Raw genomic sequence first — 18,710 nt, forward strand, 5'->3', positions numbered from 1 at the left:
CTTAGGTAAAGGAATAACGCAATGCGCAATCTGGTTAAATATGTCGGTATTGGCCTGCTGGTGATGGGACTGGCGGCCTGTGATAACAATGACAGCAATGCCCCTGCACAGGGTGCAACGGCGGCAGAAAGCACACCTTCCGGCCAGCCGGTTGAGCTGATGGACGGCAAGCTGAGCTTCTCCCTCCCGGCAGACATGACTGACCAGAGCGGTAAACTGGGTACTCAGGCCAACAACATGCACATCTACTCCGACGCCACCGGTCAGAAAGCGGTGATCGTCATTCTCGGGGATAACACCACCGAAGGGCTGGACGTGCTGGCGAAGCGCCTGGAAGAGCAGCAGCGTACGCGTGACCCGCAGCTGCAGGTCGTCACCAATAAATCCATTGAGCTGAAGGGTCAGACCCTGCAGCAGCTCGACAGCATCATCTCTGCCAAAGGGCAGACGGCGTACTCATCGGTACTGCTGGGTAAAGTGGACAACAAGCTGCTGACCCTGCAGATCACGCTCCCGGCTGACAACCAGCAGGAAGCGCAGAGCGCGGCGGAAAACATCATCAACACCGTTGTGATCAAGTAATCACGCCGGCGTTGACGGGGCCTGAGGCGGTTGCGCCTCGGGCCTTTTTTTCATCCGCCATCCCAGCAGAAGCCCGGCAATACACAGCCCCGCCGCCGCCAGATAGATCACCGGAATCCCGGCATACGCCATCACCAGCCCCGCCAGCGGCCCGGTAATACCCAGCGACAGATCCATAAACACCGTGTAGGTGGCCAGCGCGCTGCCCTGGTTCTGCTGCGGCACCGCTTTCACCGCCACCACCCCGAGCGCCGGGAAGATCAGCGAGAAGCCCGCCCCGGTGAGGAAGGTTCCGGCTTTCGCCATCCAGGGATCGACCGCAAAGCCCACCAGCAGCAGGCCCAGTGTCTCCACCGCAAAGCAGATCATTGAGACGTTCAACCCGCCGAGGCGATTAATGGCGTTCGGGAAAATGAGTCGCGCCCCGACGAAGGCGCAGCTGAACAGCGTCAGCGCAAAGGCCGCACCGTCCCACCCTTTCGCATCGTAAAACAGCGTAATGAAAGTGGCGATGACGCCAAAACCTGCGGACCCCAGCGCCAGCGCCATGCCGTAAAGCCAGACGCGTCCAAGCACCGCCCGGAACGGCAGCGGCTTGCCTTTGCTGGCTTTTACCGCTGCGCGCGGCAGGGCAAAGAGGATCGCCAGCAGCGCCACTGCCATGATGATCCCCGCCAGGCCCGAGAGGCCGATGGCGTGATAGCAGAGCACGCCCAGCGGCGCGCCGAGCGCCATTGCGCCATAGGTAGCAATCCCGTTCCACGAGATGACGCGACCAATATGCAGCGAGCCCACCACGCCCACGCCCCACAGCGTCGCACCGGTTCCGGCGAAGCTCTGTCCGGCCCCGAGGATCACACGCCCGAGACACAGCAGCGCCAGGCTCAGCAGCGGCCAGCCGGTGGAGAGGCCGGCCAGCAGATAGCACACGCCGCTCAGCAAGCAGCCGCACAGGCCAAACACTACGATTTTTTTCGGGCCAAACAGGTCGGCATAACGCCCGGCGTGCGGGCGCGTCAGCAGCGTGGCGAGATATTGCAGGCTGATCACCAGCCCCGCCCAGAAGGCGCTGAACCCCATCACGTCGTGGACGTAACCGGGAAGTACCGCAAGAGGAAGACCGATGGTCAGGTAGCTGGCGAAGTTAAAGATAACAACGGAGACAATACGCAGGTTGAGGCGCAACCCGCTAAGCGCAGGCTCTTCGGCATGGCCGGACATAACATTCACCACGATTTTAAAACGAGGGTTCAGTATAACGTTTTCCGATCAAAGCGGAAGCCGCACAGTTTCAGACAGCCGCCCTCCGCGTCTGGCCGCGAACGCACTACACTAAACAGGCTTACAATAAAAAGGGACTACACATGACTACACCGCAGAACGACAAGCCTGGCCTGCACATGCTGCAGAAGCTGGCCGCGCTGGTCATTATCCTCGCGGGACTCCACGCGGCGGCGGATATTCTGGTGCCGCTGCTGCTGGCCGCGTTCTTTGCCATTGTTCTTAACCCACTGGTGACCTGGTTTATCCGCCGCGGCATCAACCGCCCGATGGCGATCACCATCGTGGTGCTGGTAATGCTGATTGGCCTCACCGCGCTGTTTGGCGTGCTGGCCGCCTCGCTCAACGAGTTTGTCGCCATGCTGCCGAAGTACAACAAAGAGCTGACGCGCAAACTTTATAATTTGCAGGAGTATCTTCCGTTCCTGAATCTGCACGTCTCGCCGGAACGCATGCTGCAGCGCATGGACTCCGACAAGATGATGGCCTTCGCCACCACCCTGATGACCAGCCTGTCCGGTGCGATGGCCAGCATCGGTCTGCTGGTCATGACGGTGGTATTTATGCTGTTTGAAGTGCGTCACCTGCCCTACAAACTGCGCTTTGCGCTGGCTAATCCGCAGATCCACATTGCCGGTCTGCACCGGGCGCTGAAGGGCGTGAGCCACTATCTGGCGCTAAAAACGCTGATCAGCGTCTGGACCGGGTTGATTATCTGGCTGGGGCTGATGCTGCTCGACGTGCAGTTTGCGCTAATGTGGGGCGTGCTGGGCTTCCTGCTCAACTACATTCCCAACATCGGTTCAGTGCTCTCCGCCATTCCGCCGATGATTCAGGCGCTGCTGTTCAACGGCTTCTACGAGTGTGTGATGGTCGGCGCGCTGTTCCTGGTGGTGCACATGGTGCTTGGCAATATGGTGGAGCCGCGCATGATGGGCCATCGCCTCGGCATGTCCACGCTGGTGGTGTTCCTCTCGCTGCTGTTCTGGGGCTGGCTGCTTGGTCCGGTGGGGATGCTGCTCTCGGTGCCGCTCACCAGCGTGTGCAAAATCTGGATGGAAACCACCCACGGCGGCAGCAAAATCGCCGTCCTGCTTGGGCCTGGCCGACCCAAAAGTCGCCTGCCCGGATAGCAAAAAAAAGCCTGCGCATGCAGGCTTTTTTATTCCCCGATAATCGGGTTTATTTCAGGTTTTCCGGGAAGTTTTCCGGCAGCTCGCTGGCGGCGCAGTTGATAACGCTGTCGTTATTCGCCCCGCAGTCGCGCACAAAGGTAATGGTGGCGAACTCATCAATCACTTCGGTCGGATAGGCCGGGCCCGCATCGCGATATGACTCCATCAGCGGAATATGCTCGTTCTGGAAGCAGACGGTTTTTTCCGGATTGTTGATCACCCAGCGCGGGAAGAAGATGGTGCCGTGGAACAGTTTGTCGCCGAGGTTAGCAATCAGGCTGACGTCGGTCCCGGTCGGTTCGGTCCAGGAAATTTTATAGGTGCTTTCCCCAACGCGAACGATATACGCGTGCTGATCTTTTACCCAGCGATTACCGACGATGCCGCTGTGGATCCGGTAGTCGAGGGTGTGTTCGTTTTTAACGTAGATCTCGTAGTTCCAGCCATTATCGTAGGTATAAACCAGATGTTTGCCGACGAAGCCGCTCAAATCATTTTTATCGAATGTACTCATGATATGCCTCCTTAATTTCGATGCAGGCATGTTAACGCTTCAAAAAATGAATGAATAACGCTACTTTTAGATGAAATTCATTCATTTTTTAGATTGTTATGCATAAAACAACGCTCGAACAGTGGGCCCTTCTGGAAAGGGTAGTGGAACTGGGAAGCTTTGCCCGGGCGGCGGAAGAGACCAACCGCAGCCAGTCGTCGGTAAGCTATAACCTCGGCCTGCTGCAGGAGCGGCTCGGCGTCGCGCTGCTGATGCCCGAAGGAAGGCGCGCGGTGCTCACGCCGGCCGGTGAGCTGCTGCTGAGCCAGGTGCGGCCGCTGCTCAAGGCCTTCACCTGGGTGGAATCCCGCGCCGCCACTCTGCGCAACGGCATGCGTACGCGTCTCGATCTGGTGGTGGACAGCATCTTTCCCCGCGCGCGGCTGTTTGCCATTCTGCGCCAGTTTCAGCAGCACTACCCCCAGACCCGGGTGCACCTGACTGAAGTGCTGGAGAGTGCAGCCCTAGACGCGGCGGTCAGCGCCGGGGCCGATGTGATGGTGCTGACCCGCCGCCAGGATCTCACCGGGCGGGGCGAATGGCTGATGAATATTGATTTTGTTGCTGTCGCCCATCGCGATCACCCGCTGTTCGCTGCGCCGGCGCTGGATGACGACACCCTGGCGGCCTGGCCGCTCATCCGCATCGCCGATCGCGATACCGCCAGCGAGTCCGCCAGCGAAGCCTGGACGTTCTCAACCATTGATGCCGCCGTCGACGCGGTGATGTATCAGGTTGGCTATGGCTGGCTGCCGGAGGAGCGCATCCGCCCCCAGCTGGAGTCCGGCGTGCTGCGCCCGCTGCCGCTCGAACACGGCGCACGCCGCGCCACGCCGCTGCACCTGATCGTTAAAAATCACCCCGGACCGCTGGATGAGCAGGTTGAGCTGCTGATCGCCCTGCTCGGCACGGCGTAGCACCTGCTACGCTTAGGGTCAGATATTTCACCCTTACTGGAGCAGAGCATGAAAATCGATCTATCGGGAAAAGTGGCGCTGGTGACCGCCTCTACGGGCGGTATTGGTTTTGCCATTGCCCGGGGGCTGGCCGAAAGCGGCGCAGAAGTCGTGATCAATGGTTGCAGCGAAGCGACGGTTAATCACGCGATTCAGAAATTGCAGCAGGTCGTACCGGGCGTGGCGGTGCGCGCGACCATCGCCGATCTCAGCAGCGCCCAGGGCGTGGAAACCCTGCTGCGAACCGTGCCGCAGGCCGACATTCTGGTGAATAACGCCGGTATTTTTGGTCCGCAGGATTTCTATGGCACCGATGACGAGACATGGGACAGGTACTGGCAAACCAACGTCATGTCCGGCGTGCGCCTCTCCCGCGCTCTGCTGCCGGGCATGATCAGCAGCGGCTGGGGTCGCGTGGTGTTCATCTCCTCCGAGTCGGCGCTGAATATTCCTGCCGATATGATCCATTACGGCGTGACCAAAACTGCCCAGCTGTCACTGGCGCGCGGACTGGCGAAGTTTGCCGCCGGTAGCGGCGTCACCGTCAACAGCGTGCTGCCGGGGCCGACCATGTCGGATGGCTTCGCCGCGATGATGCAGGATGAGATGGACAAAACCGGGAAATCGCTGGAGATGGTGGGCAAAGAGTTCGTGATGGCGAATCGCCCCAGCTCGGTGATCCAGCGTGCCGCTACCGTCGAGGAAGTTGCCAACATGGTGGTATACGTCTGCTCGATGCAGGCCTCTGCGACTTCCGGTGCCGCGCTGCGCGTGGACGGCGGCGTGGTGGACGATATCGTCTGATGCGCCATGAAAAACGCCCCTCGCAGGAGGGGCGCTGTGGTTACTGAATGGCAACCGGCCACTGATTGAGCCGGATGCCGCGCTTCGGCGCGCTCTCCCCGAAATCCACCAGCACCGCTTTCACATCCGGGTCCATATACTCGGCGTTATCGTGCTCGACAATCACCACGCTGTTCTCCGGGATCTCATCCAGCAAATTTTGCAGCCGCGGGTTGTGCATAAAGGTAAGGTTCTGCTGGAAGCGCAGCACATAGTGATCGTCATAGCGCGTCAGCTGCAGCGCGTTGCGGTGGCTCTTGTAGACGCTGTAGAGGATCTGCGTCGCGAGGCCGAGCGCGATCCCCGCCAGCATTCCGAACGCGATAATACCGCCGATGGTCACCAGGAACGGTACAAACTGCTGCGGCCCCATGCGCATCTGCTCGACGAACAGGCGCGGCGTCGCCAGCTTGTAGCCGGTCCAGAGCAGCACGGCGGCAAGGCTTGCCAGTGGAATGATGGTCAGCAGCGAGCTGAACCACAGGCCGCACACCAGCAGCAAAACACCGTGAATGAAAATGGAGAGTTTGGTCTGCGCCCCGACGCTGACGTTCACTGAACTACGCACGATCACCGCGGTGATCGGCATCGCCCCCGCGAGACCCGCCGTCAGGTTACCGATGCCCTGGGCGAACATCTCTTTATTCGGCGACGGTGCCGGGTGCTGCGGACGCAGCTTCTTGAGCGCCTCCTGGCTCAGCAGGGTCTCCAGGCTTGCCACCAGCGCCAGCGTCACCGCCACCATATACACGGTCGGGTTCTGCCAGGCTTGCCAGTCCGGCCTCTCCAGCCCGGCCACGAGCTCGCCAACGCTGTCGAATGCCGGTAACTCAATACGCGGCAACTGGGTTGCCCACTGGGGGTTCAGATGCGGGATCAGTAGCGTCATCGCGCCGCCGGCTGCAACAGCGATCAGCGGACCGGGGATCCAGTTCAGCGCTTTGATGCGCTTCAGCGCTGGCGTGGTCCAGAGCCAGAGAATAATCAGGCCGCCGCCGGCCACCAGCATCGCCGGTAGGGAGATCTGGGTTTGCCCGGTGAACAGTTCGCGCAGGCTGCTGCTCTCCGCCGCGCCCAGCGCCACCGGAAGCTGCTGCATGATGAGCAGAATACCAATTGCCGCCAGCATGCCTTTGATAACGCTGCCCGGCACCAGTGAGATAAACTGCCCGGCACGCACCAGGCCGAGCACCAGCTGCAGCACCCCGGCCAGCACTAACGCCAGTAAAAACGCGGAAAATGAACCGAGGCTCTCCACCGACGCGACCACAATCGTGACCAGTCCGGCCGCCGGGCCGCTGACGGCGAAGCGTGACGGGCTTAACGCTGTCACCAGCAAACCACCGATGACGCCGGTTAACAGCCCGGCAAACGGCGGCAGTCCGCTGGCCTGAGCAATACCGAGGCACAGCGGCAGCGCCACCAGAAACACCACCAGACCGGCGGGAATATCCTGACGCAGAGTTGCAAGATTCATGGTGTTTCTCCCTCTGACGACTGTTCGACCAGGGTTTTCAGATGCCCGGTGGCGAGATCGTACACGCAACCGTACAGACCCAGCTCACGCCCTTCCTGCCACACCTGACGCACCGGGCCGCTTTGCGCCAGCAGCGCGAACTGCGACATCACGTTCGCCTCCACCAGTTGGTTGAGCGCGGCGGTTTCATCCTCCTCCTCGCAGGTGCGGATCCCGGCGGCGATACTGGCGCGCAGCTGGGCGATACGCCGGGCCAGCGCCGACTCCTCATTCGCCAGCGGGCTTTCCGGCAGCGCGATGGCTGCCTGCACCCCGCCGCAGCCGTAGTGGCCGCAGAGCACCACGCGCTCCACTTTCAGGTAGTGCAGGGCATACTGCAGCACGCTCATGAAATTGTCGTCGCGGGTGTCCACCATGTTGGCGATGTTGCGGTGGACAAACAGCTCGCCGGGATGTGAGCCAGTCAGCACTTCGGCAGGTACGCGGCTGTCGGAACAGCCGATCCACAGGGAATGGGGTTGCTGCTGATGAAGATATTTCTCGAAATATCCGGGGTCCCGCTGGCGACGCTGAAGCGCCCAGCTGCGATTTCTGGCTAATAACGGTTTCAGTGTGGTCACGGTGTGGCTCTCCTTAGGCAACTATTTCCACGCCCCGGCTGACATGCCAGACAAACATATCCCGGCCCGGACATTACGACGGAAAATAAGATGTAGCAGCTTCGGAGAAAAATTATCCCTGAGGAAAATCCGATAAAGAAAATTAATTAATTAGTGTCAATGAAGTGTCTGTTTTTATTAAAACGAGGTAAATTCATCAATATGCTATTGCGCCAGTGCGGCATTATTTATTATAAACAAAAACAATACGTTAAATATTTATCAGCCATAAGATTTTCTTATTCGTTACTATAAAAGAGGCATCAGGTAAATTTTTGTCAACGCGCCTGAATTATCAGAACTACTAAATCATTATAGTAACTCAGGTTATTCGCTACATGGTAATTTAACCCGTAATTAAACATCAGTCATTATTTAATTGAGGATTATTCATGTTCAAGAAATATGCCTTTGGGTCGCTGGCCGCGGCGCTGTTATTAACCGGCCAGGCTCACGCTGCCAGCTATGGCGAAAACCTGGAAGGCTTCGATTATCCGTGGCCGCTGCAACATTTTGATTTCACCTCCCAGAAGCAGTCGCTGCGCATGGGCTATATGGATGTGAAATCGCAGAACGCCAACGGCAAAACCGTGGTGCTGATGCATGGCAAGAACTTCTGCGCCGCTACCTGGGAAGGCACCATCCGCGCCCTGACGGAAAAAGGCTATCGCGTGGTGGCCCCGGATCAGATTGGCTTCTGTACCTCGACCAAACCGCAGCAGTATCAGTACACCTTCCAGCAGCTGGCAGATAATACCCATCAGCTGCTGGAGAAGCTGGGCGTGGAGCGCGCCATTGTAATGGGTCACTCTACCGGCGGTATGCTGGCGACGCGCTATGCCCTGATGTTCCCGCAGCAGACCGAGAAGCTGGTGATGGTCAACCCGATCGGGCTTGAGGACTGGAAAGCGAAAGGCGTACCGTGGCGCAGCGTGGATGAGTGGTATGAGCGCGAGCTGAAAACCACGGCCGCAGGCATTAAAGCTTATGAGCAAAAGACCTATTACATGGGCCGCTGGAAGCCGGAGTACGACAAGTGGGTCGACATGCTGGCCGGGATGAACACCGGGCCGGGCAAGGAGATCGTGGCGTGGAACTCGGCGCTGATCTACGACATGATCGCCACCCAGCCGGTAGTGTATGAATTCCCGCAGCTGAAAGTACCGACTACGCTGTTTATCGGCACCGGAGACACCACGGCACCCGGCAGCGATACTGCGCCAGAGGCGGTGAAGAAAGCGGTAGGTAACTACAAAGAGCTGGGTAAAACGACGGCGAAAGCGATTCCGAATGCGACCCTGATTGAGTTTGACGGCATGGGCCATGCGCCACAGATGGAAGAGCCGGAGAAGTTTCATCAGATGCTGATCGACGATCTGGCAAAATAAAAAAAGGCTGGCATTACGCCAGCCAAAATGACTACTCAACACACACAAAAAATTAGCTTATCCGACGGTCCGCCACGCGGCGGGCCGTAATATAGTGATGCTGCCAGTAACGGTTAGATAACATTGAAATCGTTACCCCCTTACTGCTTGAGGCATGAATAAATTCATCCCCACCGATATACACCCCAACGTGGCGATGGTCCGGCCCGGTATTAAAGAACACCAGATCCCCCGGCTTTAATTGCTGCTGGCTGACCGATTTACCACGATGAATTTGCTCACCTGTAGTGCGCGGCAGCGAAAGATTAATCGAATCGCTGAAGATATGCTGCATCAGGGCCGAACAGTCGATGCCGCGGCGCGTGGTGCCGCCAAAATGGTAGCGCGTCCCTTTCCAGTTGTTATATTGCTCAAGAATACGCGACTTAATACTGCCATCGGCCAGGGATTCCTGCGGAATATAATAACTGCGTGCGGACTGATTAAAAAAACCGCCGTGCTTTATCTCTTTTGGTATTTCAAATGCCGACGCTGATGATATAAAAGCAAAACCTAATAATGCTGAGATAATAATCTTAAACATAATAATACGATGTGAGTGAGTGAGTGAGTTTTTCCTTACCGAATAAATAATGCGTGGTGCACTGTTTTTTTTGGAATGGGCGCAGTGTAAGAGCCGCTCACTTTTTCAGCAACCGATAAGCGGTCCAAAAATAGAGCGCAATAAAAACGCCCGGCCGGGAGTACCGTTCCGGGCGCGTCAGAAACGCGCTGAGGGCCTCTGAGGGGGGCCCGAATAGATGTTATGGCAGATGAGCGCTATTTCACCGTATTGAGAAGTGACGCTAATAATTCGCCAAAAGTGGTATGTGACTCAATGACGTAATCGGTCGATACTTTATCGCGGATCTGAAAACAGTCCTCTTTCAGGCTGTACACGAATACGGACATGCCATCTTCACCAATCACCAGTTTGTCGGTGAGGTTTGGATCAACGTAGATATCGTTATCGCGTGTATCAATGTTCCGAATATAAATATTTGACCATGCTGGTTCGCCACTCTCCGTCTGCGTCATTCCGTACAGGGTGAGTCCATTGTATTCAAGCCCGTCCATGATTTTAAGCATATCGGCGTAATCAGGGCGGCTTATTACCAGACGCTGAATATCTGAGTAAACACCGCGCTTCGTTTCATCCCATTCTGCTGGCGCAGGTTTGTACATTAAGTCAGCCATTGTGTCAGGCGTTACCGGGCTGGCTACCGGATAGTTATCGGAAACCATCAGAGTATTGAGGATGCCGATTATCTGATTTGTGTCGTTCATCGCGTGTTCACTTCCCTACAGGATAAATTACGCCGTTCGGCGAAGGCCATAAAAAGTTAGTTCTGGCGTTATATGGGAGATCTTTGGTGATTATCGCCTGTGCTTTTGATAGCGCTGAGTGATATGGCGAGTTTTGAATCAATATCAGGTTGTCCAGGGCGTTTGTGCCACTATCATCGAGGGGGATTTTGTGGTGAACCTGCCAGCCGGACGGCACTTTACCATCAGCCAGGCGCAGCAGATTGTTGGAATCAAACGTTGATAGTGCGTCTGGGTGAGCGGAAAGCGATTTGAGGAAGTTCGGGCGAACGGAACTGTTAAACTCCCCACGAAGCGCGGCATATTCAGCGCGGTCACGACGAACATAGTTCAGTTCTGACACGCTCACATCTTCAAGCAGAACGTGTGCCTTTTTGTATTTTCCCACATAACTTGTCAATTCTTCTGCTGCCATCGGGTTACGTATAACCAGCAGTGAAGCCGCAGCTACCATCATCCCGGATGTTGTTTCGTTCAGAACTCCGTCGTACCCCTTCACCGCATCGCCGCCCAACTGTTCGGCTGTCTTCCTGAACCCCTCAATATTGCCGTTATAGATACCGCCAGCGGCCAGCAGTCGTCCGGCTGCTTTGCTGTTGATGGTTTTTGCCGATTGGGCATGCTGAGCTGGTTCAGCAGGGCGGCTGTAGAATACCGGGCGTGTCACTTCATGAGAGATGCCTGTCATTTTTTCCCGCCGTGATCTCCACCTCTGTCAACGAAAAAACCACCCGGCAAGGTGGCTTTTTCGAAGGTTCGCAAGAGTTGACGCTCTTTTGAAGTGCGGTAACTGCCATGGAGGAGCACAGTCACCAAAACTGTCCTTTCAGCGTAGCCTTATCGCACCCGAAACCTCAAGACTCTCCTCCTCTAAATCTGGTGCCAGTGGCGCTTTGTCGTGTCTGCCAGGGTGGAATCAAGAGAATATTTACCTGATCAGGCGCGGCAGTCGATTACCACACGGCCTTTTACCTTACCGTCGAGCAGATCGCTTGCCAGCGCAATGGCGTCAGACAGCGGCGCGGTACGGGTGATTTTTTCCAGCACGTCACGAGGCAGCAGCGCGCAGGCATCTTTCCAGGTGTCGATGCGTTTTTGCTGGCTGACCATCACGCTGTCGATACCTTTGAGCGTCACGCCGCGCAGGATGAACGGCGCCACGCTGGCCGGTAAGTCCAGCCCCTGCGCCATACCGCAGGCAGCAACCACGCCATCATAGTGGATGCCGGCACAGACGTTAGCCAGCGTGTGGCTGCCCACGGTATCTACTGCGGCCGCCCAGCGCTCTTTCTGCAACGGCTTGCCGGGATTGCTCAGCTCGTTGCGATCGATAACCTCGCTGGCCCCCAGCGCACGCAGCGCATCTGCCGTCTCTTCCACGCGTCCGGTCGAGGCCACCACCTGATAGCCCAGCGCATGAAGCAGTACCAGCGCACAGCTCCCCACGCCGCCGTTAGCACCGGTAACCAGCACCGGGCCATCCTCCGGTTTCACGCCGTGCTGACGAATGGCATTGACGCACAGCATGGCGGTGAACCCGGCGGTGCCGATCGCCATTACCTGCTGCGCGTCCGCGCCCTCGGGCAGCGGCACCAGCCACTCGGCCTTGACCCGCGCTTTACCCGCCAGTCCGCCCCAGTGCTTTTCCCCGACGCCCCAGCCGGTGAGCAGGACTTTTTGCCCAACGGCGTAATCCGGGTGCGAACTCTCAGCGACCGTGCCGGCAAAGTCGATGCCCGGCACCATCGGAAAGGCGCGCACGATGGGGCCACGGCCCGTGATCGCCAGCGCGTCTTTATAATTGATAGAGGAAAAGTCGATATCCACGGTGACATCACCGGCGGGCAGCGCGTCATCGTTAAGCTCGGTCAGCGTGGAGGTGTAGCCGTCGCCGTTTTTATCAATCAGTACACACGTAAACATACGAACTCCTGCAGTAAGTTGCGTTACTCACGAAAACGGGAATTATTCACCGAACGCATGATAAGGGTTTTGATCAAAAAGGGTTTTCGCACCCTGAATGAACTGGTAACGCGAATAAAAAAGCCCTGCCCTGAGTGTATCGGACAGAGCCTGAGGAGCAAGTTTCACGGTGCGGAGCGGAAACTGCCCCGCTTGCTGCGGGGCTGGATAAATCAGGCGACGAAGCGATCCACCAGTTTCGCCATCGCCGCCGACTGGCCGTCAAGCATCTGGCTGGCGCTGGCTGCCTGGGAGACCAGGGCGGCATTCTGCTGGGTCACCTGTTCGAGCTGATTCAGCGCCAGATGTACCTGAGAGACGCCGAGCGACTGCTCGCTGGCCGCCTGCGCAATATCGCTGACGAACTGCTTCATCATCCCGGTATTATCTGCGGCAGCTTTCAATGCGGTGTTGGAGGCCGACACCCGCGCTACGCCCTCGCTGATTTTTTCCATGTTGCGATCCACCAGTTCGCGGATCTGGCTGGCTTCCCGGGCGCAGCGCTGGGAGAGATTACGCACTTCGCTCGCCACGACCGCAAAGCCTTTACCCAGCTCACCGGCGCGGGCGGCTTCAACCGCGGCGTTCAGCGCCAGCAGGTTGGTCTGGAACGAGATGTCGTCAATGGATTTTACGATGCGGCCAATCTGCTCACTGGAGGTGCGGATATCCGCCATGCTCTGGCTGGCCTCGCTGGACACGCGGTTAGCTTCCAGCACGTCGCGCTCCATCGCCTGCGTCAGGCGTTCGGCTTCGCTGGCGTTATCGGCGGTCTGATTAATGGCGGTGGAGATCTGCTCCATGCTGGAGGCGGTTTCGACAATCGACGCCGCCTGTTCGTCGGTGCGCTGAGCCAGATCCTGGTTACCGGCGGCGATATCGCTGCTGGCGCTGCGCAGCACACCGGCACCGGATTTGATCTCCTGCACGATGTGCTGAATGTTTTCGATCGACTGGTTATAAGCGCGGTTCAAGGCCGACAGCTCATCGCTACCCGGCACGTCCAGGCGACGGGTCAGATCGCCGTCCATCTCGTTAATGGCCCTGAGCGTACCGGTAAGCTGGAGATGAATGCTGCGCGCGACGACAACTGCAAACGTCAGCGCTATCAGTAACGCAATCAGGCTGATAGCCAGATAAGATTGCCAGTCGATGCGCGCCTGGTGCGCAAGACGGGCGGCATGGGCCTGCAGGGTATCAGCAACGCGGTTCTCCACTTTGCGCAGCGTTTCGATGCGCTGCGTCTGGGCAGTAAACCACTCTCCAGGGTTGACGCCAAAATCACCTTCCGCCGCCTTACTGAAGGCCACCGCACGCAGATCCAGCGCCCGGGTCGCGTCCGCGGAATCCAGCGCGCTGTTCAGATCGGCGATCTGCTGCGCGGTGCTGAAGCGACGGGCGGCGATAAGCCAGGCTTCCTGTTTGCCCACCACGTCGCTGAACAGGCGGAACTGCCCGTCACCGAAACGACCCGCCGAGAAAATGTTCGATAGCAGAGCACGCTCAACGCCCGCCTGCTCTTTCAGGTTAAGCAAACTGTAATAGGCCGCCAGCTCGTTAACCATTACCCCGGAGGTAGTTAACTGACCCATGCCGCCGACAAAATTAAGGACGCCGGCGATGGTTTGGGTATAAAACTGAATCGCTGCCGGGGTATCAATCGATAAGCCAGCGATCGCCGTTCGCGTAGTGCTGAGTGACTGAATATGTTGATTAAATATTTTTACCGTGGCGGCAATATCGCCAGTTAATATTGCGCTGTCAGTAGCAGACAGCGTGTTATTAAAGGTGGCTAACGCGGCGTCGGTTATTTTTTGCTGAGCGGTTAATTCGCTACGAAATTGTTCCCCTTTGGCGCCTAAATATCCGGCGCTCATACCGCGTTCACGTTGCAACTCATGAACCACATCCCCGGCGCTGCGCGCCAGCGCGGTCAGCTGGCTGATGGTATGCATCTGTTGCTCGCTCTGAATACGGCTGAGCATACCGGAGCCGGCAAACCAGCACAGCGCGATAAGCAACGGCATCAGCGCAAGAAATAACTTCATCTTCATTGAAATACGATAGATCCACGACATACGTTACACCTTATTAACCTTACTGAATAAGGGGTATATCGGTTAATTCCCGCATAACCTTTACGCTTATTCCGTTATGAATAGCGACGTCGTTATACGAATCACGCTGCATTAACCATAATTAACTAAAGGTTAATAATTATAAAGAGGTAGACTGCGATTAATGGGAAGGGAAATAACGTATTGCCCGCGCGAATTGGCGGGCAAGAGAGTTTACGCGCTTGCCAGCGCCTCTGCGCAGGCTGCTGCTGACGCCCAGGCCCACTGGAAGTTATAGCCGCCCAGCCAGCCGGTGACGTCCACCACTTCGCCAATAAAATAGAGACCCGGCACGTTGCGGGCTTCCATGGTGCGCGACGACAGCTCATGGGTATCAACTCCGCCCAGCGTTACCTCTGCGGTGCGGTAGCCTTCGGTACCGTTCGGCTGTACGCGCCAGTTTTGCAGGGCATCTACCAGCACGCTCTGCTGGCGCGCGTTGAGCTGTTTGAGTGACACATCCGGGAACTGCTCAGGATGAAGCAGCATCAGGCACTCCACCAGCCGCTTCGGCAGATGCTGGGCGAGGGTGTTTTTCAGGCTCTGGTTGGGATGCGCGCTGCGCTGGGCGTTGAGCACCTCGTCAAGATCGGTGTCCGGCAGCAGGTTTACCGTCACGAACTCCCCCGGCTGCCAGTAGCTGGAAATTTGCAGCACTGCCGGGCCGGACAGCCCGCGATGGGTAAACAGCAGGTTTTCACGGAACAGGGTACCGTCTTCAGCCGTAATGATCGACGGCACCGAGACGCCGGAAATCACGCTCAGCTGTTCCAGCAGCGGCTTGTGCAACGTGAAGGGCACCAGCCCGGCGCGGGTCGGCAGCACCTTCAGGCCAAACTGTTCAGCGATTTTGTAACCAAACGGCGACGCGCCGAGGCCCGGCATCGACAACCCGCCGCTGGCGATGACCAGGCTTTTAGCCCGCACTTCACCACCGTTCAGGGTCAGCAGATAACCCGCCTCATCGCGCACCACGCCCAGCACTTCGCTGCGCAGGCGCAGGGTTACGCCGCCTTTCTGACACTCCGCCACCAGCATATCGACGATCTGCTGCGCCGAGTCGTCGCAGAACAGCTGCCCGAGGGTCTTTTCATGCCAGGCGATGCCGTATTTTCCCACCAGGTCGATAAAATCCCACTGGGTGTAACGCGCCAGCGCCGATTTACAGAAATGCGGGTTCTGACTGAGATAGGCTGCGGGTTCGACATAGAGATTGGTGAAGTTACAGCGTCCGCCGCCGGACATCAGGATCTTGCGCCCTGGCTTTTTGCCATTATCGACCAGCAGCACCCGACAACCGGCCTGCCCGGCCTTCGCCGCGCAGAACATTCCGGCTGCTCCGGCACCAATTACAACGGCATCAAACTGTTCCACACCCAATCCCCTTCATATTTAAGGCTGCGAATTGTAAAGATTCCGCTCTGGTCACACCAGCATGAAATCGTTTCATGTTGCTTAGCGCGTTGATATAAAAGAAATAATTATTTACATCTTTTGACAGCTGTCATCGTATCGTCAAAAAAAGTCTATATTTCACTTTGCCCGCGCGACGTTTGTCCTGGATAATGCGCCGCGTTCATGACCTCAAAATGGCGTAACGTCCTATGCTACATTTGTTTGCCGGCCTGGATCTCCATACCGGGTTGTTATTGTTGCTTGCTCTGGCATTTGTTCTGTTTTATGAAGCGATTAACGGCTTCCATGATACGGCGAACGCAGTAGCAACTGTGATCTACACCCGGGCAATGCGCTCGCAACTGGCAGTCGTGATGGCTGCGGTGTTCAACTTCCTCGGCGTACTGCTTGGGGGTTTAAGCGTCGCTTATGCCATTGTGCATATGCTCCCTACCGATCTGCTGCTTAACGTCAGTTCCGCTCATGGCCTCGCCATGGTGTTCTCGATGCTGCTGGCGGCGATCATCTGGAACCTCGGCACCTGGTACTTCGGGCTTCCGGCGTCCAGCTCCCACACCCTGATTGGCGCGATTATCGGCATTGGATTAACCAATGCGCTGATGACCGGCACATCGGTGGTGGATGCGCTGAACATTCCAAAAGTCATCAATATCTTTGGCTCACTGATTATCTCTCCGATTGTCGGTCTGGTGTTTGCTGGCGGGCTGGTGTTTATTCTGCGTCGCTACTGGAGCGGCACGAAAAAACGCGCCCGTATTCACCTGACCCCTGCCGAGCGTGAAAAGAAAGACGGTAAGAAAAAACCGCCGTTCTGGACCCGCATCGCCCTGATCCTGTCTGCTATCGGCGTGAGTTTCTCACACGGTGCGAACGACGGGCAGAAAGGCATCGGCCTGATTATGCTGGTCCTGATCGGCGTCGCGCCGGCGGGCTTCGTGGTTAACATGAACGCCACGGGCTACGACATTACTCGTACCCGTGACGCAGTGAACAACCTCGAAACCTGGTTCCAGCAGCATCCTGGCGTGCTGAAACAGGCTACCGGCCTCGACCCTGTCATCCCGACGCCGGAACAGACGGTGGCGACTACCACGACGCGTGAATTCCACTGCGACCCGAGCCGGGCGTTTGTTGCCCTGGAGCGCGCTAAAACGCTGCTGGCTAACCACGACAGCTACGACAAGCTGAGCGTGGAGCAGCGCAGCCAGCTGCGTCGCATCATGCTGTGTATCGCGGATACCTCGGATAAAGTCGCGAAGCTGGACGGCACTTCGGCGGAAGATCAGCGTTACCTGAAGAAACTGAAAGGTGACCTGCTGAACACCATCGAATATGCGCCAATCTGGATCATTATGGCGGTCGCCCTGGCACTGGGTATCGGCACCATGATCGGCTGGCGTCGTGTTGCCACCACCATCGGTGAGAAAATCGGTAAGAAAGGCATGACCTACGCACAGGGTATGTCGGCGCAGATGACGGCCGCGGTGTCTATCGGGGTTGCCAGCTACACCGGGATGCCGGTCTCCACCACCCACGTGCTCTCTTCCTCCGTGGCGGGGACGATGATTGTGGACGGCGGTGGTTTACAGCGTAAAACCGTGACTAACATTCTGATGGCCTGGGTCTTCACCCTGCCAGCCTCGATTGGGCTTTCCGGTCTGCTGTACTGGATTTCGCTGCAGTTCATCTAAGCAGCAAGGTACGGTAAGAATAAGCGGGTCTTCGGACCCGCTTTTTTTTGCCTAATGCCAGATCATCAACGCAACCAGACTCACCACCACCAGCCCACACAGGGCGCTGGTGAGCAAAAACTGCCGGCGTACGCGCTCGCAGCGGCGAATAAATTCATCATCGTGATGATCAAGGTAGCGCTGGGCATAGATATAGCGCACCAGGCGTACCTGTTTGCTGGGCTGACCGTGAGAGGTAAAAAAGCCGCCGCCATCGACATACTGGTACAGCAAGGGATCGCACCCGCGTAACACAACTAACAGGGCGCGTAGCGATGAGTAGTAACGCACCATATTCACTACACAAACAATGCATAAAGCCCAGAACAGCGCGACAGTGCTGATCATATGTCCTCCCCGGCTTTCACCCACAGCGCGTTGCCCCAGGACACGCGCCCCTACCCAGACCGTTAATGAAATCAGAAAGTCGAGCGGGTTCACATTTATTTACCCGAGCGGCTTATTAAATAGTGTAGGAGATCCGTTAATTTTTTTACCACAACGTTAACGCTTATCAAGGTAATGACGATGTAGTCGCGCTAACCTGGGCAAGAGGGCCGGAATTGACGGACGGACAGCCGCGCTATAAGGTAGAAATATCTTCTACAATTTAAGTCCTTACGTTATGACGTTCGCGCGATGTGGTACGCAGGACGCGGGCAAGGAGAATAGCTCAGCAAACGCGCTATTCGTTTCCTCTGGTCATCGAAAACTTATGGAAGGAGTAACACTATGGCTTACCAACACATTCTTATCGCAGTAGACCTGTCGCCAGAAAGCAAAGTGCTGGTTGAGAAAGCGGTCTCAATGGCTCGCCCTTATAACGCGAAAATCTCCCTGATTCATGTTGATGTGAACTACTCCGATCTTTATACCGGTCTTATTGACGTCAACCTGGGCGACATGCAGAAGCGTATCTCTGAAGAGACGCACCATGCGCTCACCGAACTCTCCACCAACGCGGGTTATCCGATTACCGAAACCCTGAGCGGCAGCGGCGATCTTGGTCAGGTCCTGGTTGACGCCATCAAGAAATACGACGTCGATCTGGTGGTCTGCGGCCATCATCAGGATTTCTGGAGCAAGCTGATGTCCTCCGCGCGCCAGCTGATCAACACCGTGCACATCGACATGCTGATTGTGCCGCTGCGCGACGAAGAAGAGGCGTAACGCCTCGCTCAATAATGCAAAAAGCCCCGCTGAGCG

18 protein-coding genes are annotated in these 18,710 nt (G+C 57.0%); 7 read left to right on the forward strand and 11 right to left on the reverse strand.

Translation table 11 applies throughout. The annotated features are described in order from the left end of the window. Positions 1-21: 21 nt before the first annotated feature. Positions 22-582: a DcrB family lipoprotein gene (locus tag ET34_RS0110690; protein ID WP_031521909.1), complete on the forward strand. Its 561-nt coding sequence runs from the start codon at positions 22-24 to the stop codon at positions 580-582. Here ET34_RS0110690 and ET34_RS0110695 read toward each other — a convergent pair whose 3' ends face one another. After that, complete coding sequence (locus ET34_RS0110695; RefSeq protein ID WP_031521910.1) at positions 583-1,803, reverse strand: MFS transporter; 1,221 nt, start codon at positions 1,801-1,803, stop codon at positions 583-585. A 143-nt stretch (positions 1,804-1,946) separates the two neighbouring features. Here ET34_RS0110695 and ET34_RS0110700 point away from each other — a divergent pair, with 143 nt between their 5' ends. After that, positions 1,947-2,996 (forward strand): AI-2E family transporter, encoded by a 1,050-nt coding sequence (locus tag ET34_RS0110700; RefSeq protein WP_031521912.1) that lies wholly within the window; start codon positions 1,947-1,949, stop codon positions 2,994-2,996. Positions 2,997-3,045: 49 nt separating this feature from the next. On the opposite strand, the gene ET34_RS0110705 is transcribed toward ET34_RS0110700, so the two are convergent. Then, a complete protein-coding gene (locus tag ET34_RS0110705) occupies positions 3,046-3,555 on the reverse strand; it encodes a phenolic acid decarboxylase (protein WP_031521914.1) in 510 nt (169 codons plus the stop codon). A 95-nt stretch (positions 3,556-3,650) separates the two neighbouring features. On the opposite strand from ET34_RS0110705, the gene ET34_RS0110710 reads away from it, so the two are divergent. Together ET34_RS0110710 and ET34_RS0110715 are read left to right on the forward strand one after the other, a co-directional pair. Then, the gene (locus tag ET34_RS0110710) at positions 3,651-4,508 is read left to right on the forward strand and encodes a LysR family transcriptional regulator (protein ID WP_031521916.1); all 858 of its coding nucleotides are present in this window, start codon (positions 3,651-3,653) and stop codon (positions 4,506-4,508) included. 48 nt (positions 4,509-4,556) lie between these two features. Further along, a complete protein-coding gene (locus tag ET34_RS0110715; RefSeq protein WP_031521918.1) occupies positions 4,557-5,351 on the forward strand; it encodes an SDR family NAD(P)-dependent oxidoreductase in 795 nt (264 codons plus the stop codon). Between the two features lie 40 nt (positions 5,352-5,391). Here the strand turns inward: ET34_RS0110715 and ET34_RS0110720 are convergent, their stop codons facing one another. Further along, a complete protein-coding gene (locus ET34_RS0110720; protein WP_031521920.1) occupies positions 5,392-6,867 on the reverse strand; it encodes a SulP family inorganic anion transporter in 1,476 nt (491 codons plus the stop codon). After that, entirely contained in the window at positions 6,864-7,487 is a 624-nt protein-coding gene (locus ET34_RS0110725; RefSeq protein ID WP_031521922.1) for a carbonic anhydrase, read from the reverse strand. The genes ET34_RS0110720 and ET34_RS0110725 overlap by 4 nt, the downstream gene beginning before the upstream one ends. Positions 7,488-7,918: 431 nt before the next feature. Here ET34_RS0110725 and ET34_RS0110730 point away from each other — a divergent pair, with 431 nt between their 5' ends. Continuing rightward, the gene (locus ET34_RS0110730) at positions 7,919-8,914 is read left to right on the forward strand and encodes an alpha/beta fold hydrolase (RefSeq protein ID WP_031521923.1); all 996 of its coding nucleotides are present in this window, start codon (positions 7,919-7,921) and stop codon (positions 8,912-8,914) included. 52 nt (positions 8,915-8,966) lie between these two features. Here ET34_RS0110730 and ET34_RS0110735 read toward each other — a convergent pair whose 3' ends face one another. The 6 genes from ET34_RS0110735 to ET34_RS0110760 form a co-directional block, all read right to left on the reverse strand. Further along, the gene (locus ET34_RS0110735; RefSeq protein ID WP_081826926.1) at positions 8,967-9,497 is read right to left on the reverse strand and encodes an NlpC/P60 family protein; all 531 of its coding nucleotides are present in this window, start codon (positions 9,495-9,497) and stop codon (positions 8,967-8,969) included. Positions 9,498-9,733: 236 nt separating this feature from the next. Beyond that, positions 9,734-10,240: a YrhA family protein gene (locus ET34_RS0110740; RefSeq protein WP_031521927.1), complete on the reverse strand. Its 507-nt coding sequence runs from the start codon at positions 10,238-10,240 to the stop codon at positions 9,734-9,736. A gap of 7 nt (positions 10,241-10,247) precedes the next feature. Then, positions 10,248-10,967, reverse strand: coding sequence for an HNH endonuclease signature motif containing protein (locus ET34_RS0110745; protein ID WP_236633839.1), 720 nt, complete (start codon positions 10,965-10,967; stop codon positions 10,248-10,250). Between the two features lie 248 nt (positions 10,968-11,215). Next, positions 11,216-12,202: an acrylyl-CoA reductase (NADPH) gene (acuI, locus tag ET34_RS0110750; protein WP_031521931.1), complete on the reverse strand. Its 987-nt coding sequence runs from the start codon at positions 12,200-12,202 to the stop codon at positions 11,216-11,218. Between the two features lie 212 nt (positions 12,203-12,414). Next, positions 12,415-14,319: a methyl-accepting chemotaxis protein gene (locus ET34_RS0110755; protein ID WP_031521932.1), complete on the reverse strand. Its 1,905-nt coding sequence runs from the start codon at positions 14,317-14,319 to the stop codon at positions 12,415-12,417. 213 nt (positions 14,320-14,532) lie between these two features. Continuing rightward, positions 14,533-15,732 (reverse strand): BaiN/RdsA family NAD(P)/FAD-dependent oxidoreductase, encoded by a 1,200-nt coding sequence (locus tag ET34_RS0110760; RefSeq protein ID WP_031521934.1) that lies wholly within the window; start codon positions 15,730-15,732, stop codon positions 14,533-14,535. Between the two features lie 230 nt (positions 15,733-15,962). Between ET34_RS0110760 and pitA the strand changes: the two genes are divergently transcribed. Continuing rightward, positions 15,963-17,465, forward strand: a complete 1,503-nt coding sequence (gene pitA / locus ET34_RS0110765; protein WP_031521935.1) for an inorganic phosphate transporter PitA — start codon at positions 15,963-15,965, stop codon at positions 17,463-17,465. A gap of 51 nt (positions 17,466-17,516) precedes the next feature. Here the strand turns inward: pitA and uspB are convergent, their stop codons facing one another. Further along, on the reverse strand, positions 17,517-17,852 hold the full coding sequence (gene uspB, locus ET34_RS0110770; protein WP_031521936.1) for a universal stress protein UspB: 336 nt from the start codon (positions 17,850-17,852) through the stop codon (positions 17,517-17,519). 384 nt (positions 17,853-18,236) lie between these two features. Between uspB and uspA the strand changes: the two genes are divergently transcribed. Then, positions 18,237-18,674 carry a universal stress protein UspA gene (uspA, locus tag ET34_RS0110775; RefSeq protein ID WP_031521937.1) on the forward strand — a complete coding sequence of 146 codons (438 nt, stop codon included), beginning with the start codon at positions 18,237-18,239 and terminating at the stop codon, positions 18,672-18,674. Positions 18,675-18,710 lie beyond the last annotated feature (36 nt).

Origin of the sequence: Siccibacter colletis (assembly GCF_000696575.1) — a bacterium.
Taxonomy (GTDB): Bacteria; Pseudomonadota; Gammaproteobacteria; order Enterobacterales; family Enterobacteriaceae; genus Siccibacter; species Siccibacter colletis.

What these genes read in the sequence shown, in the direction of transcription:
- ET34_RS0110690 (WP_031521909.1), top strand. Translation starts at nt 22, where the DNA reads ATGCGCAATCTGGTTAAATATGTCGGTATTGGCCTGCTGGTGATGGGA.
- ET34_RS0110695 (WP_031521910.1), bottom strand. Translation starts at nt 1,803, where the DNA reads ATGTCCGGCCATGCCGAAGAGCCTGCGCTTAGCGGGTTGCGCCTCAAC.
- ET34_RS0110700 (WP_031521912.1), top strand. Translation starts at nt 1,947, where the DNA reads ATGACTACACCGCAGAACGACAAGCCTGGCCTGCACATGCTGCAGAAG.
- ET34_RS0110710 (WP_031521916.1), top strand. Translation starts at nt 3,651, where the DNA reads ATGCATAAAACAACGCTCGAACAGTGGGCCCTTCTGGAAAGGGTAGTG.
- ET34_RS0110715 (WP_031521918.1), top strand. Translation starts at nt 4,557, where the DNA reads ATGAAAATCGATCTATCGGGAAAAGTGGCGCTGGTGACCGCCTCTACG.
- ET34_RS0110720 (WP_031521920.1), bottom strand. Translation starts at nt 6,867, where the DNA reads ATGAATCTTGCAACTCTGCGTCAGGATATTCCCGCCGGTCTGGTGGTG.
- ET34_RS0110730 (WP_031521923.1), top strand. Translation starts at nt 7,919, where the DNA reads ATGTTCAAGAAATATGCCTTTGGGTCGCTGGCCGCGGCGCTGTTATTA.
- ET34_RS0110735 (WP_081826926.1), bottom strand. Translation starts at nt 9,497, where the DNA reads ATGTTTAAGATTATTATCTCAGCATTATTAGGTTTTGCTTTTATATCA.
- ET34_RS0110740 (WP_031521927.1), bottom strand. Translation starts at nt 10,240, where the DNA reads ATGAACGACACAAATCAGATAATCGGCATCCTCAATACTCTGATGGTT.
- ET34_RS0110745 (WP_236633839.1), bottom strand. Translation starts at nt 10,967, where the DNA reads ATGACAGGCATCTCTCATGAAGTGACACGCCCGGTATTCTACAGCCGC.
- acuI (WP_031521931.1), bottom strand. Translation starts at nt 12,202, where the DNA reads ATGTTTACGTGTGTACTGATTGATAAAAACGGCGACGGCTACACCTCC.
- ET34_RS0110755 (WP_031521932.1), bottom strand. Translation starts at nt 14,319, where the DNA reads ATGTCGTGGATCTATCGTATTTCAATGAAGATGAAGTTATTTCTTGCG.
- pitA (WP_031521935.1), top strand. Translation starts at nt 15,963, where the DNA reads ATGCTACATTTGTTTGCCGGCCTGGATCTCCATACCGGGTTGTTATTG.
- uspB (WP_031521936.1), bottom strand. Translation starts at nt 17,852, where the DNA reads ATGATCAGCACTGTCGCGCTGTTCTGGGCTTTATGCATTGTTTGTGTA.
- uspA (WP_031521937.1), top strand. Translation starts at nt 18,237, where the DNA reads ATGGCTTACCAACACATTCTTATCGCAGTAGACCTGTCGCCAGAAAGC.